Genomic DNA, 14894 nt, shown 5'->3' with positions numbered 1-14894 from the left:
GTGGCCGTCGTCCGGTGGTGGTGCGGGGGCCGCAGCCCACGTACACGTACCGCATCCGGCGACGTGGCCGCAGCGGAAGGAGTCGCTTGCCATGACCGCGTCGTCCACGCCTCCCCAGCCGCCGCCCGCGCCCAGCGCGGAGAACACGGTCACCACGGCAGTCCCCGCCCGCCTGGACCGGCTGCCCTGGTCCCGCTGGCACTGGATGATCGTGATCGGTCTCGGCACGGTCTGGATCCTGGACGGCCTGGAAGTCACCACCGTCGGCAACATCGCGAGCCGTCTCTCCGAGGAGGGCAGCGGCCTGGCGATCAGCTCGGCCCAGGTCACCGGCACGGCGGCGGCCCTCTACGTAGCAGGGGCTTGCGCGGGCGCCCTCTTCTTCGGCCGCATGACGGACAAGTTCGGCCGCAAGAAACTCTTCATGGTCACCCTCGCCGTCTACCTGGGCGCCACCGCGCTCACGGCGCTCTCCTTCGACGCCTGGTGGTTCTTCCTCTTCCGCTTCCTGACGGGCTTCGGCATCGGCGGCGAGTACGCGGCGATCAACTCGGCGATCGACGAGCTGATCCCGTCCAAGTACCGCGGCCGCGTCGACCTGATCATCAACGGCAGCTACTGGCTGGGCGCGATCGGCGGCTCGCTGCTCTCGGTCGTCATGCTCAACACGAGCATCTTCCCCAAGGACCTCGGCTGGCGGCTCACCTTCGCCCTGGGCGTCGTACTCGGCCTGGTGATCCTGCTCGTACGCCGCCACGTCCCGGAGAGCCCGCGCTGGCAGTTCATCCACGGCCACGGGAAGGAGGCGGAGCAACTCGTCTCCTCCGTGGAACGCGAAATCGAGGAGGAGAAAGGCGAACGCCTCCCGCCCCCCGACCGCGAGATCACCATCCACCAGCGCAAGAGCATCGGCTTCGGCCTCATCGCCAGGACGGTCTTCCGCGAGTATCCGAAGCGTTCGGTGCTCGGCCTGTCGCTCTTCATCGGCCAGGCGTTCCTCTACAACGCGATCACCTTCGGTTTCGGCGCGATCCTGACCAAGTTCTTCGACGTACCGTCCGGCAAAACGGGCTACTACTTCGCCGTCATCGCCGCCGGCAACTTCCTCGGCCCGCTCTTCCTCGGCAAGCTCTTCGACACGGTCGGCCGCCGGATCATGATCTCGTCGACGTACATCCTCTCCGGTCTCCTGCTCTTCGTCACGGCCTGGCTCTTCGGCCGCGGCTCGCTGACCGCGACGACGCTCACGGCGTGCTGGTGCGTGGTCCTGTTCTTCGCCTCGGCGGGCGCGAGCAGCGCGTATCTGACGGTCTCGGAGATCTTCCCGATGGAGACGCGAGCGATGGCCATCGCCTTCTTCTACGCGATCGGCACGGCGGCGGGCGGCATCAGCGGCCCCCTGATCTTCGCGGACCTGACGGAGTCGGGCGTGGTCGGCGACACGGTGCTCGCCTTCCAGATCGGCGCGGGTCTGATGTGCGCGGCGGGCCTGGTGGCGGCGGCGCTGGCGGTGAACGCGGAGCGGAGGTCGCTGGAGGACATCGCGAAGCCGTTGTCGGCGGCGGAGTAGTTGCCGGCGGCGGAGTAAGGGCGGAGCATTCACTGGATCATGGCTACTTCTGGTGCGCACGGCGTGGCGGTACTCGTCCGGGACGGCGTGCTGCCGATGGAACTGGGCCTGGTGCACCAGTTGTTCGGCGCGGCGAGGGGCCCCGCGGGGGAGAAGCTGTACGAGATCCGGACCTGCGCGCTGTCGGGCCCCGGCCTGATCCGCACGGACGCGGACTTCCCGGTGGGCGCGCAGCACGGTCCGGAGGCGCTGGAGTGGGCGGACACGGTGCTGATCCCGGCGTCGCACGAGGAGGACGAGTCGCTGACGCCGGGCGGTCTGCCACCCCCACTGGCGCGGGCGCTGGCCGCGGCGACGGCACCGGAGTCCCTCACTCGCCTCGCCTCGATCTGCACGGGGGCGTTCGTGCTGGCGGCGGCGGGCCTGCTGGACGGCCGCAGGGCGACGACGCACTGGCTCTCGACGACCCTGTTCGCCCGTACGTTCCCGTCCGTGACGGTCGACCCGGACGTCCTCTACGTGGACGAGGGCCGCATCCTCACATCGGCGGGGGAGGCGGCGGGCGTGGACCTGTGCCTGCACATGATCCGCGAGGACCACGGCGCGGCGGTGGCGGCGGACGTGGCTCGCCGCACGGTGGTGCCGCCGCACAGGGAGGGAGGCCAGGCGCAGTACATCCAACGCCCGGTCCCGGCCCGGGAGTCGATGTCGACGACGAGCGCGGCACGGGCGTGGGCGGAGGACCACTTGGCCGCTCCCTTGACGCTGGGCGAGCTGGCGGCCCAGGCCTCGATGAGCGTACGAACGTTCAACCGCCGCTTCCGTGAGGAGACGGGCCTGACGCCGATGCGGTGGCTGACGCAGCGCAGGGTGGACCGCGCGCGGGAACTCCTCGAAGCCACGGACCACACGGTGGACCGCGTGGCGACGGAGGCGGGCTTCGGCACGGCGACGTCGCTGAGGCAGCACTTCGTGGCGGCGGTGGGGGTGGCGCCGGGGGCGTACAGGTCTACGTTCCGGGGTGCGAGGCCCTAGGGGCCGTGCGTGGCCGGTGAGTCGTACCCTCGATCGTCCGCAGCCGTGGAGCAACAGGCCGGCGCTGTTGCCGTGGCGGCCGCGGGACGGGGCTGTCCGAGGGCGGGGATCAGCGCCAGTGGTTGTTGCTGGTGTGGTCGCCGGCGAGCCAGCGGGCGAGGTCGGTGTGTGCCGTGGCGCGCCGCTCGGCGTCGATCTTCTCCACATCGGGGTGGTCGACGGCGAATTCCAGGATGAGCCCGTTGGGGTCCGTGACGTACAGCGAGACGCAGAAGCCGTGGTCGAGCACGTGCGCGTTCGCGTCGGCGTGACCGGCGGACTCGACGCGCTTGAGTATGGCTTCCTGTGTCTCGGTCTCGACCTTGAAGGCGATGTGGCGCAGGGGCGTGACATTGAGGTCCGTCTTGAACTCCTCCTGGTCCTTGGGATCGGCGAACTGGAAGAAGGCGAGCGCGCTGCCGTCGGCCATGCCGTAGAGGGCGTGGCTGTAGGCGCGTTCGGCCCCGGCGAGCACGTCGCTCTCGGTCCAGGTGGCCACGAGGGGGAGGCCGATGACGTCCTCGTAGAAGTGCCGGTTGGCCTCCTGGTCGTCGGTGATCCATGCGTGGTGGTGGAGGCGGAGCGGCAGGGCCTGGCTCATGGGGGTCATCTCCCGTGATTGGCAGGGGTGTTGAACCGGAGACCGGGCCGGTCTCCGTCGCTCCAATCAGCATGCCCTCTACATCAGTTGAATGTTAAAGGAAAATCGGCCATTGTTCAGGGTGTCGAAGCATGGACTTCTTGCTGGCCGGCCCTGGCGGGGGATGCCGACTCGCTGTACGGATGGCGGCCGAAAATGGTTGAACATTAACCAATGTGGGTCGGCATCCTGCCGGAGGGCGGCCTGTGGCAGGCCTCCAGTCGGGCGGCTGGATCGGTCGGGGCGCATGGGGTGGGGTGGGTAAGTACGGCGTGAGTACCCGTACTCTGTTGCGCCCCCCACGCCGCGGGGCACCGTCGCACACATGAACGCGAACACGACCGCGATACTGACCCCGCTCCGGAAGGCCGCGCCGCTGCCCCGGTACGCGACCCGCATCCTGGGCGCGGCCCTCGCCGCCGCGGCGTACCTGGCGTGCCTGCCGTGGGACCTGCGCAACCGCGCGGAGACCCCGGGCGCGCTCAACGAGACGTCCCCCGTGACGACGACGGGCATCACGCTCCTGGCGGTCTCCCTCGTGGCCCTGGCGGCCTACTTCGGCATCAGGGACCGCGCGGCGTGGACGCTCCTGGTGGTGGCGGCCCCGCCGTCGACGCTGCTCTACGTCTCCTTCAACACGCACCCCACGCAGGACGCACAGGTGTGGCCGCTGGCGTGGGCGGCGTTCACGCTGCTGTTCGGGGCGGGGACACTGGGGACGGCGATGGTGGCAAGGCGCGTGAAGGGGCGCCCGGAAAACGGCGACGCCCCGCGCTAGCCCTCCCTACCTCTGGCGGTCGGCGAGCACCCAGGAGGCGAGCCCGACGCCACCGGCGACACCGAGGACGGCGGGCCAGGCGCCCACCTTCTTGGCGAGCGGATGCGACCCGGCGAACCCGGCGATGTACGCCGTGGTGAGCGCGGCGGCGGTCTTCGCCCCCGCGGCCTCCCGCCACTGCCGGGCGGCGACGACCCCCGCAGCGCCGAGCACGACGCCGCCGAGGGGCCGCTTCTTGGTGGCCCGCGCGGTGGCGTAGCCCCCGACCAGCCCACTCACGGCCACGACTGCCGCGGGAATCCTCGCCATGATTGATCCACCTCTCGGTAATACGCCCAGATTGTCTGTGTTGCCTATGGGCTGAGGCTAACGCGGAGCAATGGGCCACCGACCGGCACCCTCAGAGCTTCGGCTCGACGGGGCCGGGCTGCTCGGCGGCCCACTCGGCGAGAACCCCGACCGCGGCGGCCCGGACGTCCCCCTCGACGGGCACCTCGTCCAGCAACCGCCGCTCCCCGTTCGGCAACGCGAGCTCCCGATAGAACTGCAGGTCCGGGTGCCCGTTGCGGGCGGCGTCGTGCCGGTCGGCGGCATAGACGAGACGACTGATCCCAGCCCAATAACAGGCGGTAAGACACATGGGACAGGGCTCGCAACTGGAATACAGCGTGCCGCCCTCAACGAGAAACGTCCCGAGCCGACGCCCCGCGTCCCGCAACGCCACGACCTCGGCATGAGCGGTCGGATCACAGTCCTCGACAACGCAATTGCTCCCAACCCCCACGACCTCCCCACCCACGACGACAACGGCCCCGAAGGGCTTCTTGGTACCGGGGTCGAGGGAGCGGCGGGACTGGGCGATGGCTTGGTCGAGGAACGCGCGGTCGTGGTCCTGCTCGGGGGCGTAGGGCAAGGGGGTCTCCTCCTCGTACGGCGTCATACGGCATTGCGGCGTGCCGCCGATGGGGACAGGGTTGACGGCGGGGCCGGTCTCACACATGACGGTGTGGTACGAGGACCGAGAAGCGCGTCAGCGCCACGTAGCGGCGACGAACCTGGCCCAGGCTGTGGAGGAGACCCGGAGGCGGGGGCCGTCGGCTCGCTTGGAGTCGCGTATGAGGACACCGCCGGGCGCGCCAGGGAGGAAGGCGGTCTCTACGCACTCGGTGGTGTTGCCGCCGCTGTAGGAGGACTTGAACCATGTGAGGGCCGAGGGAGGAAAGGGCGGCAAAACGGCAGGCATTACAACTCCTTGCGGACGCGTTGAATCATGGAGGAGGAGGCTTCCATGTCCAACGCTTGTGCGCGGAGGTAGTCGAACGCAAGCCGGTATCGCTCCAGTTCCTCGTCCTTCTCCAGGAAGAGCGACCCGGTGTGGAGGTCGACGTACACGACGTCGAGCGTCGGTTCGGTGCCGCCGATGATCACGAAGCTGCCAAGGGCCGCGCAGTGGGCCCCTTTGGAGAAGGGCAGAACCTGAAGCGTGATGCCAGGTGATTCGTTCGCTTCGAGGAGTCGGCCGAGCTGCTCCTTCATGGCCGCCGGAGAGCCAACGACGCGACGGATGACGGACTCGTCGAGAATCGCCCACAGCCGTGGGGGAGTAGGCCGGGTGAGGACCTCCTGCCGCTTCATGCGGATGTCCACGAGGCGTTCGATCTCGGCCGGGGCGAGGCGTACTTCGTTGGCTTGCTGGACCGCGGTGCTATAGGCGCGGGTCTGCAGCAGCCCAGGTACGTACACACACGAGAAGTGGTCTTCACGAACGGCCTCGTCCTCCAGCGTGAGCAGCAGATTCATGCTCTCCGGAATCGAGTCGGTGAACGAACTCCACCACCCTTGCTGCTTGGCGTCTTTGGCGAGCGCCACGACAGCCCGACGTTCGGCGTCCGAAGCCGCGTACTCGCGGCAAAGGGCATCGACCACGAGCCACTTGACCGGTCCGGCCTGTGTCTCGTACCGGCTCACCGTCGCCTTGGACACTCCGACGAGAGCGCCGGCCTCCTCCAGAGTCATGCCCTTACGGGCACGCAGCTTCCGCATCATGGCGCCCAGCTGACGCCGACGCGTCGTGGTCCGTAGCGACATATGACTCCTCTCGTCCTCCCCGTCCCGCCCGAGGGTCGGAGTCCCGCTCCCCGCGGGCCGCGACCAGGCTAAGCGCCAACTTGGCTGACACCCCACCGAGTTCACTCGAAGGATAACGGTGAGAAGTTACACAGCAAGACTTCTCTGTGCCATGCTCGAACCACTCACTACGCGGTGTAGCCGTACGGATACGGCGGGCGCAGCGCTGCGTGGCCTGGGAGGGAGCCTCTCCATGTCCATGCACGAAGAGGGCGCACAGCGGCTGCGCTGTGTCCTGCCATTCGAGGCGGCACCGAAGGAAGTCCATCTCCTCCGCCTGGAGGTGAAGCGCAACTTGGAGCAGTGGGGTGCGCTGAGCGTCCTCGATGAGGTGGGGCTGGTCGCGACGGAGCTGGCGACGAACGTCATCAAGCACGTGGGCGAGGGCGCGCCGGCGACGCTGGTACTCGAGCCCCGCGGGGACCGCCTCCGCGTCGAGGTGCACGACGGGAGTCGGGCCGTGCCGACGCTGAGCGCGGTGTGCGGGGAGGCGGAATGCGGCCGGGGCCTCCACCTCCTCGCTGCCCTGAGCGAGGAGTGGGGCACTCGTGTGACGGCTACGGGGAAGGCGGTGTGGTGCGAGATCTTGCTGACCCCTGCCCTGCAGTGCGCGCGGGTCCAGCGCGCAGCGGCGGTACTGGACGAGTACTGCAGGATGATCGGCCCCGACCTGATGAGCACGCCAGGGCATGTGGTTCTGGGGGTGCTGGTCCCCGAGGCCATCGCTGACCTGCTGCACTGGCTCGCTGCACAGGGCGGAGACCCGGACGAGGTGCTGGGTCTGGCGCTGGACCGCTACGAGTCGGCGGCGGAGGCGGCGTGAGGGCTGCGGGAGGCCGTATCGGCAATCAGGGCCCTCAGCGCGTCGGGAGTGCGCCAGGATTCTCCCCGGCGGTTCTTGTGGCACATGTGGTGGCAGTTGGCGCACAGGCAGGCAAGGTCGTCGAGCCTGGTGCTTCGGGAGCCGGATATGTGGAGGGGCGTGACGTGGTGCACCTCGATGTATCCCTCGCCGAGCGCGCCGTAGGTGCGTACGAAGTCGAAGTCGCAGACTTCACAGCGCAGCGGACGGCCGTTCTGCCGCGCCTGCTTGATCTTCAGCTTGCGGAGTTTCGGGTCTCGCTCGCGAGCCAGCGCCTGACGGACGAGAAGTCGCCCCTCGATGGCGGTGGAACCGAAGTCGTCGATCTCATCGGGCTGGGGCGGGATGAGCTGCAGCCGCCCCGAGCCGATTCCGTCCTCGATCGCCCGGGCGGCCTCAAGCATCTCGGCCTCGCGATCGATGAAGGCCTTGATCATCAGGCGTGTCGGTTCTCCGCAGCGGGTGCCTTTGCGGCTGTAGGCGGGGTGGTTCGTCGCGAAGTCGCTGGTCTTGCGGCTGACGCTGTCCGGAGACCGGAACCCAGGGAGGGCGAGAGCCTCCGCGGGATGAATGGGGAGCGACCGCAGCAGCTCGGACAGCTCCTGAACCTCCGGATGCTCGGTTCGCAGCTCGTGCCAGCCATTCTTTACGACGCGTGCGCCAGCCAGTACCAGTTCATCCTCAGTCCACGCAGGGATCCGCATGGGCAATATCGTATGAGTGTTCGGCGTGGCGGAGGGTGTGTTCAGCGAACTATGCAACGTCCGGCACACTTGGAGGTCTCGTTGTCAGTGGGGTCTGTCACCCTCTGTGATGGTGGTGCGCGCAGTGTGCCCGCCGCTGCGCATCGGTAAGGAGGGGGCATGGCCCACATGAATGAGCTTGAGTACACCTCTGTGGAGATCTGTGCCGGAGCAGGTGGGCAGGCCATCGGTCTGCATCAGGCTGGGTTCAGACATCTCGCACTGGTGGAGATCGACGCGCATGCGGCCGCGACTCTCGGTGAGAACATTTCCCATCAGGATGGCTGGAGCTGGGAGAGGGAGTACTGCGACGTCCTGTCAGCCGACGTCAAGGACTTCACACCCTCCGAGGACCTGAAGAAGAGCGGCGAGCTGCTCCGGAGCCACGGTCTTGACCTCCTCGCAGGCGGCGTCCCGTGCCCGCCGTTTTCGCACGCCGGCAAGCAGCTCGGCAGAGACGATGAGCGCGACCTCTTTCCGCGCATGCTGGAACTGGTCGAGGAGCTCAACCCGCGGGCGGTGATGATCGAGAACGTCCGCGGGATCATGGACCCGAAGTTCGCCGACTACCGCGACTGGATCCTGGCCAGACTTCAGGGGGGCGCGTACCTGGAGGAGAACGGCGAGCAGGCCCACGACCAGGGACTCGGCTACACCGTCTGCAAGTGGGGTGTCCTGGAAGCCAGCGACTTCGGCGTCCCTCAACTCCGCCCGCGCGCCATCCTCGTGGCCATCCGGAACGATGTGCTGAAGGACGTCAAGTACGAGTGGCCGACGCCGACACACGAGGACCCGGTCAGTGTCGCCGTAAGCCTTCAGCCGACCATGTACGAGCGGTACGAGCGGTACTTCGAGGGGGAATACGCGGAGCAGGCTCGGGCTGCCTACGACCGTTGGTTGGACAAGGCTACAAAGCGTGATGCCGAGCTCAAGGGCAAGGGTGGTGGCATCGCACCCACTCTCGTCGGCGGATCAAAGAAGCACGGTGGGGCGGACCTGGGGCCCAGCCGGGCAAAGGCCGCCTGGAAGCAGCTCGGCGTCTCGGGAGTTGGCGTTGCCAACGACGCCGACAAGTGCAAGGAGAAGGGGACCGAGGAACGCGACCTCTTCAGGCCGGACGGTCCCATGCTCACGGTGGAGCAGGCTGCGATTATTCAGGGATTCCCGCGGAAGTGGGATTTCACCGGAGGAAAGACTGCGCAGTACCGGCAGGTGGGAAATGCTTTCCCGCCCCCCGTGGCAAAGGCGGTCGGAGGATCGATTCTGGACGTCCTCAAGGCTGCGCGCGAGCGCGACCAAAAGAAGGGCTGATCAAGCGCCCTGGTCGTCGTCCCGGCTGCGGGCCCGACGCCTCTCGACCTCTGCCGCGATCCGCGCCGCGCAATCGTCGGCTGGCTCATGCTCCCAGAAGCGGAGCACGAGCCAGCCGGCGTCGGTGAGGCGCTGGTCGGTATCCCGGTCGCGGGTCATGTTCCGGAGGACTTTGTCCGACCAGTAGCCGGAGTTCGTCTTCGGCGGCACGTAGTGCTCAGGGCAGCCGTGCCAATAACACCCATCAATGAACACGGCGACCCGCGCCGGGCGGAAGACCATGTCCGCGGTCCGGCGCAGGCCCGGAAGAGGCTTGGCGGCGACCCGGTAGCGCAATCCTTGCGCGTGCACGAGCCTGCGGATCAGCCTCTCGGGCTTCGTGTCCCGGCTCCGGATGGCCTGCATGTTCCGTCGGCGGGCGGCGGACGAGGCCCACGAACCTTCCGGGGGGATCCACGGTTCTTGTTCGGGCACAGTGAGCGGCGCACCTCCTAAGGCGGGTGGTCAGAACTCCGCCGCTTCAGTCTCAGCATTGGTGACTTTAGGAAGCTTAGGACCTGGCTCGTCAGGGTCGGAGGGCCGGGCTAGTACCCAGCTCTTGCCGCCGAGGTCGACGCGCGGGCGGTCCTCGTGCTGGGGTTTCGCTTCACATACGCGGAAACTAACGAACTGGCCTCTGCCCGGCACCTCGGCGCCGAACCGCTCGGCGATATCCCGGTGCTTTCCGTAGGGCCCGGCGATGAGAATTCCCTTCTCACGCAGGACTGTGCGAGCTCTGCCCTTGCCTTCGCGGAGTCGGGCCAAGTAATCAAGCTGTTGCGCTGCAGTGCGTACGGCACCACGGCCGATCTTCCTGTTCTGGACTTTCTCGAACAGTTGGATGACGCGGGCTTGCCCCTGCCGATTACCCTGGAGAAGGATCTGGTCGCGTGTCTCAGCAGGAAGGTGTAGCAGCACGTTCTCGGGGAGGGGAGCGTTGTACCAGAGCCAGAAGATTCTCTTCCGGTGCTCCGCCTTGACCGTCAGCTTCCGGTCTCTGTTTTTACCTAGGTTGAGGAACTGCTCCTGGATGCGCATGAGGCCCGCGGACCACTGGCTCCTGGTGTCGCTGGCCCATACGAGCAGGCATACGTGGCCCACAGCCTCGGGTGGAATCATCCAGCCACCAAGCTTCTGCGAGAACTTGCAGTCGACCTCGATTCCAGCGATCCGATAGTCCGTCGCATCGCCGTCCGCGAAATCGAACTCGCGGTGAAGGTTGATCTCCACCATGGAGCCTGCGTGTGTCTTCTCGGTCTGGCGCAGCTGCTCCCAGGCGTAGCGGCCTGTGGACTCCCCGTTGAGCAGCTGATCGATGGTGTCTCGGAGGACCGCCGCGAAGCGCTTGCCCTCTGGGTCAAGCTGACGGAGGCGATGGCGCACAGAGGCAAGCCCTTCGTCCTCCTCTAGGAGCGGGCGGGAGTGCACGTTGATGGCTGCGGAGGCATCGACCTCGATGGGGAGCAACAAAGCACCCTCTTCCGTGGGATGACGATCGTTGGGTGCGATAAAGCTATCTGCCCCAACTGACAGCACCACCGCCCGACTGGGCGGCATCCCGGCTCGTAATCACTCGTGACGCCGGGAGGGCGCGGATCGCAGCGGCAGCCGCAGGCTCGTCCCAGAAAGCCCGGCGGCCTGCTGGTGAGGCAAAGGGGCCGCGTTCGGGTCAGGCCTCGAGTTGGGACTGAATCTCGTCACGAGCAGCGGCGGGTAGCCGTCGGTACGCGTTCCAGGCTCGCTCCAGGGGCGTGGAACCGCGTCGGCCACGCTTCGCCCAATGGACCAAGCGCCGCTGCTCACTTGGGTCCAGAGCCTTGATATCGGCGAGGACCTCGTCAGCCCGGGCAGGGAAACTCTGGAAACCGGCGCGGCAACGCTTGCACTCGGTCAGCAGCAGAGTCTCATGGCGGCCGTCCGGGAGGATCGTCTCGCGGCGCGTAACGGACAGGACAGCGGTCTGGTTGGAGTCGTCGATGTACGGTTCGGCGCCAGCAATGCCGCACACCGTACACATGAAGCCGTCACGCGCCATGACGGACTGCTTCTCCTTCGCGGAGATCGCCTTCTGAGGCGCAGCAGCTCGCCGTGCGGCTGGATCCCATACAGGCACTCCGGCTTTGACGAAGCGTTGGTCCTCTGCCAGCAGCGTCGCGTCCTCGGTATTCGTGAGGATGACCCAGCCGTAGTCACGCAGATCACGGAGGCGACGGTCGGCTTGGGAAACGCCGGGGAACGCGTTGCGGAGCTGCCCCTTGGTGAACGTCCCCCCTACGCCGACCTCCTGGACCAGCCACAGAGCTCCTTTGATCATGGTGCCAGCCTTGAGCTCAGGATCGTTCCAAGTGGGCATGGACACCTTCTGCTCCGTTCTCCGGGGGCTCGGAGCAACGATTGTGGATCACCGGCGAGCTCAGTGTGGGTGGTTCCTGCCATGATGCAGGGAGAGGGGTGTCAGGAGACAGCGGGAGGATTTGGCTATGGCTACGAAGTTCGGCGTTCCGCCTGAGGGTGAGAGGGTTCGCTCCCTGGTGGAAGAGCGTCTGAAACAGGCCATGGCTGAGAACGGCGCCAAGATCAGTGTGGAGTGGCGGGGGGAGCACAGGCACCTGCATGTCATTTCCATGCCGGTGGACATGCTCTACTTCAACCCGGACACCCACCGTATCCGTGCGCAGCGCACACTGAATCCGGAGCGCAACCGGGTTCTCGAGGAGGAGCCTTGGAGCGAGCCTGCGCAGCAGTACCTGCACGACCTGTTGCGTTGTAAGCCCTCGAATCCGAACCAGACGGACCCGGACTACAGCGCTCTGCAGGATGAACTCGATGACTTCGGTCAGAAAGAGCCGGGGATCATCAGCCCCGACGGGATCCTGGTCGACGGCAATACCCGTTGTGCCGCACTCAGAGACCTGGGCGTCAAGGACATCCGTGTCGGCATTCTGCCGCCGGACACCTCGCGGCGTGACATCAACAACGTCGAGCTAGCCCTGCAGTTGCGCCGGGACAAGCGCCGCGAGTACTCATACATCAACCGCCTCATAGCCATCGAGGATGAGCTTGCGAGCGGTCGACGCGAGGAAGATGTCGCCCGAGACTTCAACATCAAGACCACAACGCTTCATCAGGACCGTTGGGTCTACCAGTTGATCCAGGAAGCGATAGACCGTAGCAGCACTGCTGACGGGGTGTGCCTGCGGCTGGTGGACTTTGAAGACCACCAGGAGAAGCTCCGGGAGCTGCACCGTGACTACAAGAAACTGTCCAAAACTGACCCTGACGCCTCCGAACAGTTGAAGGAGTCACGCTTGGCGATGGTGGTGCTGAACTACCCGAAGACGTCTGTGCGCCTTGCCGAAGCAGACTTCCACACCCGCTATCTGAGCGATCGACTGCCTGATAATTTGAGGCCGGCCGCTCAGCAGCCGACCGCCGTGCAGATCCCTGGGCTGCCCGGAGTCCAGGTCGCTGACGCGACGGCGGCGGTGAAGACTACCCGCACGCTCACGGACACCCTCCTGCGGGCCAAGGCCGCTTCCCAGGCGGGGGACCTGCTGGGAGCCGCAGAGGTGACGTCGGCCGACAGGCTGATCAAGTCAGCGCGGAAGACCTTCGATGTCGCCGTGAAGATGGCTGGGCAGAACGCCCAGCTTCATAAGCGCCAGGTGGCGGTCCCTGAAAGGCTCACAGACGCCGCCGACTACGTGAACCAATGTGCGGCGGAGTTCGCTGAAGCCAAATCCAAGAGGGCCCTGGATGAAGACGCTTTCGATGATGCACTGATCACCCTGCGAGCCAGCCTGGTCCGGCTTGCCAAGCAGGCCGGGCGGACGTTCAGCTCGCCGAGTGACGGTGTGGCATGGCTTCTCGACGCTACGCAGGAGCACTGATGCCACCGTCGAGCTCCGCGCCCAGCCTGGAGATTGGCTTTGGCGAGAGTGCGACCAGGGCTCGTCTGACAGCAGCGGCTGACCACCACGACGACTTGCGTCGGCTGGCGTTGCGGTTTCGCACTAGTGCGCAGCGGTCGTCAGGGACGTTGGAAGTCGAGATTGACGATCTGCTCACGAACCTAATTGCGCTGTCTACTTGGCCTCATCAGAGGGATGTGCAGTGGGACCCGCAGCTGGCGACTCTGGCCACGGACTCCGCAGTCGATGCACAGGCCGTTGCCGAACGTCTCGACCGGACGCCAGCTGACACCGCGGAGGATCTGGACCCCAGTCAGGTCTATGACCTGCTGGGGGAGGAATGGATCGGCGACCTGACGTCATTCCAGCGCAGGGACATCGCCAAGCTGCTGTCGTTGCGCCATGGGGCGAACTTCTCAGTTCCCGGAGCTGGTAAAACGCGCGTTGGTCTCGCTGTCTTCCAGGCCCTCCGGCAGACGCAGGGGATCGAGCGGTTCCTGATCGTCGGGCCGAAGTCCTGCTACGAGTCCTGGCAGTCTGAGAACCAGTATTGCTTCGCGGAACCGTTGCGCATGAGTGTCTTCTCGCGCGCGGCTGATCCTGCCACGGAAGCGTTCATCGTTAACTACGAGCGCCTTGATGGTGCATTAGCTGAGCTCGGGCAGTGGCTTACAGCCAGGCCTTCACTGCTTTTGCTCGATGAGGCCCATAGGATGAAGCTAGGCGCTGAGGGCACCTACGGGGCGGCCTGTCTCGCGCTTGGGCCCCGCGCCCGTCGCCGGTTGATCCTCACGGGTACTCCGGCGCCGAACGGTGTAAAGGACCTGGAGAACCTATTCGGCTTTGTCTGGCCCGGCCACGGACGGCAGAAGGTGACCCAAGCCGTGGCCGGCGGCGATCTGGCGAAAGCCAGTCAGGTACTGCGGCCGCTCTTCACCCGGACTACGAAGGGGGAGCTCGGGCTGCCTCCGGTGACTACCAGCCTGAGGCTCGTGCCGATGCCGGCCTTGCACCGTGAGGTCTACGAAGCGCTTATCGGCCGTTTTTCTGCCCGAGCTGCAGGGTCAGAGGGCGATTTTCAGGCTCTGGGGAAAATCATCGTTTACCTGTTGATGGCCGCAACGAGCCCTGCATTGCTTACTGTAGGAACGACTCGCTATGAACCGCTTGCGTACCAAGTTCCTCCCTTGAAGGCCCCTGAAGGTACTCCCTTGTTCGACCTGATGCGGGACTTGCCAAGCTACGAGATGTCGCCCAAATACCAGGAGGCCCTTGCGGTCGTCGCGCAAAATGCAGCCCAGGGTCGAAAGACGCTTGTCTGGTCGACGTTCATTCGGAGTCTTAACACATTGGACCGTATTCTCGGAGAGTTCTCACCTGCCATGGTTCATGGTGGCACCGAGGACCGCGACGCACAGATCGCACGGTTCCGGAACGACCCCGACTGCATGGTACTGCTCTCGAACCCGGCCACACTTGGAGAAGGCATCAGTCTGCATCACCACTGCCACGACGCAGTCTATGTGGACCGGGACTTCGCGGCCGGACGCTTTCTCCAGAGCCTCGACCGCATTCACCGGCTCGGTCTCGACCCAGAGGCAGAGACCCGTATATCGGTTCTCGCTTCGGAGGCCACCATCGACGAAGTCGTCGATCAACGCCTCAGCGACAAGCTCCAGTTCATGGGAAGGATTCTCGATGACCCAGCTGTCCAGGAGCTGGCCGACCTCGATGAGGAGCCTCCTGTCGGCGGCGGTCTGGACCAGCGTGACCTTCAAGCACTGATGGGCCACTTCCGTGCCCATACCTCCTGACCCGGTCCTCCGCGCGGCGGCCCGG

16 protein-coding genes are annotated in these 14894 nt (G+C 66.2%); 7 read left to right on the top strand and 9 right to left on the bottom strand.

Going from position 1 to position 14894, the window contains the following annotated elements; all coding sequences use genetic code 11:
* The first annotated feature begins 91 nt into the window (after positions 1 to 91).
* The gene (locus tag NOO62_RS15205; protein WP_268771430.1) at positions 92 to 1570 is read left to right on the top strand and encodes an MFS transporter; all 1479 of its coding nucleotides are present in this window, start codon (positions 92 to 94) and stop codon (positions 1568 to 1570) included.
* A 39-nt stretch (positions 1571 to 1609) separates the two neighbouring features.
* Positions 1610 to 2605, top strand: a complete 996-nt coding sequence (locus tag NOO62_RS15200) for a GlxA family transcriptional regulator (RefSeq protein WP_268771429.1) — start codon at positions 1610 to 1612, stop codon at positions 2603 to 2605.
* A 109-nt stretch (positions 2606 to 2714) separates the two neighbouring features.
* Here NOO62_RS15200 and NOO62_RS15195 read toward each other — a convergent pair whose 3' ends face one another.
* A complete protein-coding gene (locus tag NOO62_RS15195; protein WP_268771428.1) occupies positions 2715 to 3245 on the bottom strand; it encodes a VOC family protein in 531 nt (176 codons plus the stop codon).
* Between the two features lie 364 nt (positions 3246 to 3609).
* On the opposite strand from NOO62_RS15195, the gene NOO62_RS15190 reads away from it, so the two are divergent.
* The gene (locus tag NOO62_RS15190; protein ID WP_268771427.1) at positions 3610 to 4062 is read left to right on the top strand and encodes a hypothetical protein; all 453 of its coding nucleotides are present in this window, start codon (positions 3610 to 3612) and stop codon (positions 4060 to 4062) included.
* 6 nt (positions 4063 to 4068) lie between these two features.
* On the opposite strand, the gene NOO62_RS15185 is transcribed toward NOO62_RS15190, so the two are convergent.
* The 4 genes from NOO62_RS15185 to NOO62_RS15170 form a co-directional block, all read right to left on the bottom strand.
* On the bottom strand, positions 4069 to 4371 hold the full coding sequence (locus tag NOO62_RS15185) for a hypothetical protein (protein ID WP_268771426.1): 303 nt from the start codon (positions 4369 to 4371) through the stop codon (positions 4069 to 4071).
* Between the two features lie 91 nt (positions 4372 to 4462).
* A complete protein-coding gene (locus NOO62_RS15180) occupies positions 4463 to 5062 on the bottom strand; it encodes a nucleoside deaminase (protein ID WP_268771425.1) in 600 nt (199 codons plus the stop codon).
* Between the two features lie 30 nt (positions 5063 to 5092).
* Complete coding sequence (locus NOO62_RS15175; RefSeq protein WP_268771424.1) at positions 5093 to 5305, bottom strand: DUF397 domain-containing protein; 213 nt, start codon at positions 5303 to 5305, stop codon at positions 5093 to 5095.
* Positions 5305 to 6150, bottom strand: a complete 846-nt coding sequence (locus tag NOO62_RS15170) for a helix-turn-helix domain-containing protein (protein WP_268771423.1) — start codon at positions 6148 to 6150, stop codon at positions 5305 to 5307. Before NOO62_RS15170 ends, NOO62_RS15175 begins: the two co-directional genes overlap by 1 nt.
* A gap of 232 nt (positions 6151 to 6382) precedes the next feature.
* On the opposite strand from NOO62_RS15170, the gene NOO62_RS15165 reads away from it, so the two are divergent.
* Entirely contained in the window at positions 6383 to 7012 is a 630-nt protein-coding gene (locus tag NOO62_RS15165) for an ATP-binding protein (RefSeq protein WP_268771422.1), read from the top strand.
* Here NOO62_RS15165 and NOO62_RS15160 read toward each other — a convergent pair.
* Complete coding sequence (locus NOO62_RS15160) at positions 6985 to 7755, bottom strand: HNH endonuclease (protein ID WP_268771421.1); 771 nt, start codon at positions 7753 to 7755, stop codon at positions 6985 to 6987. The two genes, NOO62_RS15165 and NOO62_RS15160, sit on opposite strands and share 28 nt — an antisense overlap.
* A gap of 159 nt (positions 7756 to 7914) precedes the next feature.
* Between NOO62_RS15160 and NOO62_RS15155 the strand changes: the two genes are divergently transcribed.
* Positions 7915 to 9105, top strand: coding sequence for a DNA cytosine methyltransferase (locus tag NOO62_RS15155; RefSeq protein ID WP_268771420.1), 1191 nt, complete (start codon positions 7915 to 7917; stop codon positions 9103 to 9105).
* On the opposite strand, the gene NOO62_RS15150 is transcribed toward NOO62_RS15155, so the two are convergent.
* The 3 genes from NOO62_RS15150 to NOO62_RS15140 all read right to left on the bottom strand — a co-directional run bounded on the left by NOO62_RS15150 (position 9106) and on the right by NOO62_RS15140 (position 11497).
* Positions 9106 to 9558, bottom strand: a complete 453-nt coding sequence (locus NOO62_RS15150; protein ID WP_268775627.1) for a very short patch repair endonuclease — start codon at positions 9556 to 9558, stop codon at positions 9106 to 9108.
* 51 nt (positions 9559 to 9609) lie between these two features.
* A complete protein-coding gene (locus NOO62_RS15145; protein ID WP_268771419.1) occupies positions 9610 to 10611 on the bottom strand; it encodes a NaeI family type II restriction endonuclease in 1002 nt (333 codons plus the stop codon).
* 202 nt (positions 10612 to 10813) lie between these two features.
* Positions 10814 to 11497 (bottom strand): hypothetical protein, encoded by a 684-nt coding sequence (locus NOO62_RS15140; RefSeq protein WP_268771418.1) that lies wholly within the window; start codon positions 11495 to 11497, stop codon positions 10814 to 10816.
* 127 nt (positions 11498 to 11624) lie between these two features.
* Between NOO62_RS15140 and NOO62_RS15135 the strand changes: the two genes are divergently transcribed.
* Together NOO62_RS15135 and NOO62_RS15130 are read left to right on the top strand one after the other, a co-directional pair.
* On the top strand, positions 11625 to 13034 hold the full coding sequence (locus tag NOO62_RS15135; RefSeq protein WP_268771417.1) for a ParB/RepB/Spo0J family partition protein: 1410 nt from the start codon (positions 11625 to 11627) through the stop codon (positions 13032 to 13034).
* Positions 13034 to 14869, top strand: coding sequence for a DEAD/DEAH box helicase (locus NOO62_RS15130; protein WP_268771416.1), 1836 nt, complete (start codon positions 13034 to 13036; stop codon positions 14867 to 14869). The genes NOO62_RS15135 and NOO62_RS15130 overlap by 1 nt, the downstream gene beginning before the upstream one ends.
* Positions 14870 to 14894 lie beyond the last annotated feature (25 nt).

It is taken from the genome of Streptomyces sp. Je 1-369 (assembly GCF_026810505.1).
Classification (GTDB): Bacteria; Actinomycetota; Actinomycetes; order Streptomycetales; family Streptomycetaceae; genus Streptomyces.
This window is presented reverse-complemented; position numbering and strand designations above follow the sequence as displayed.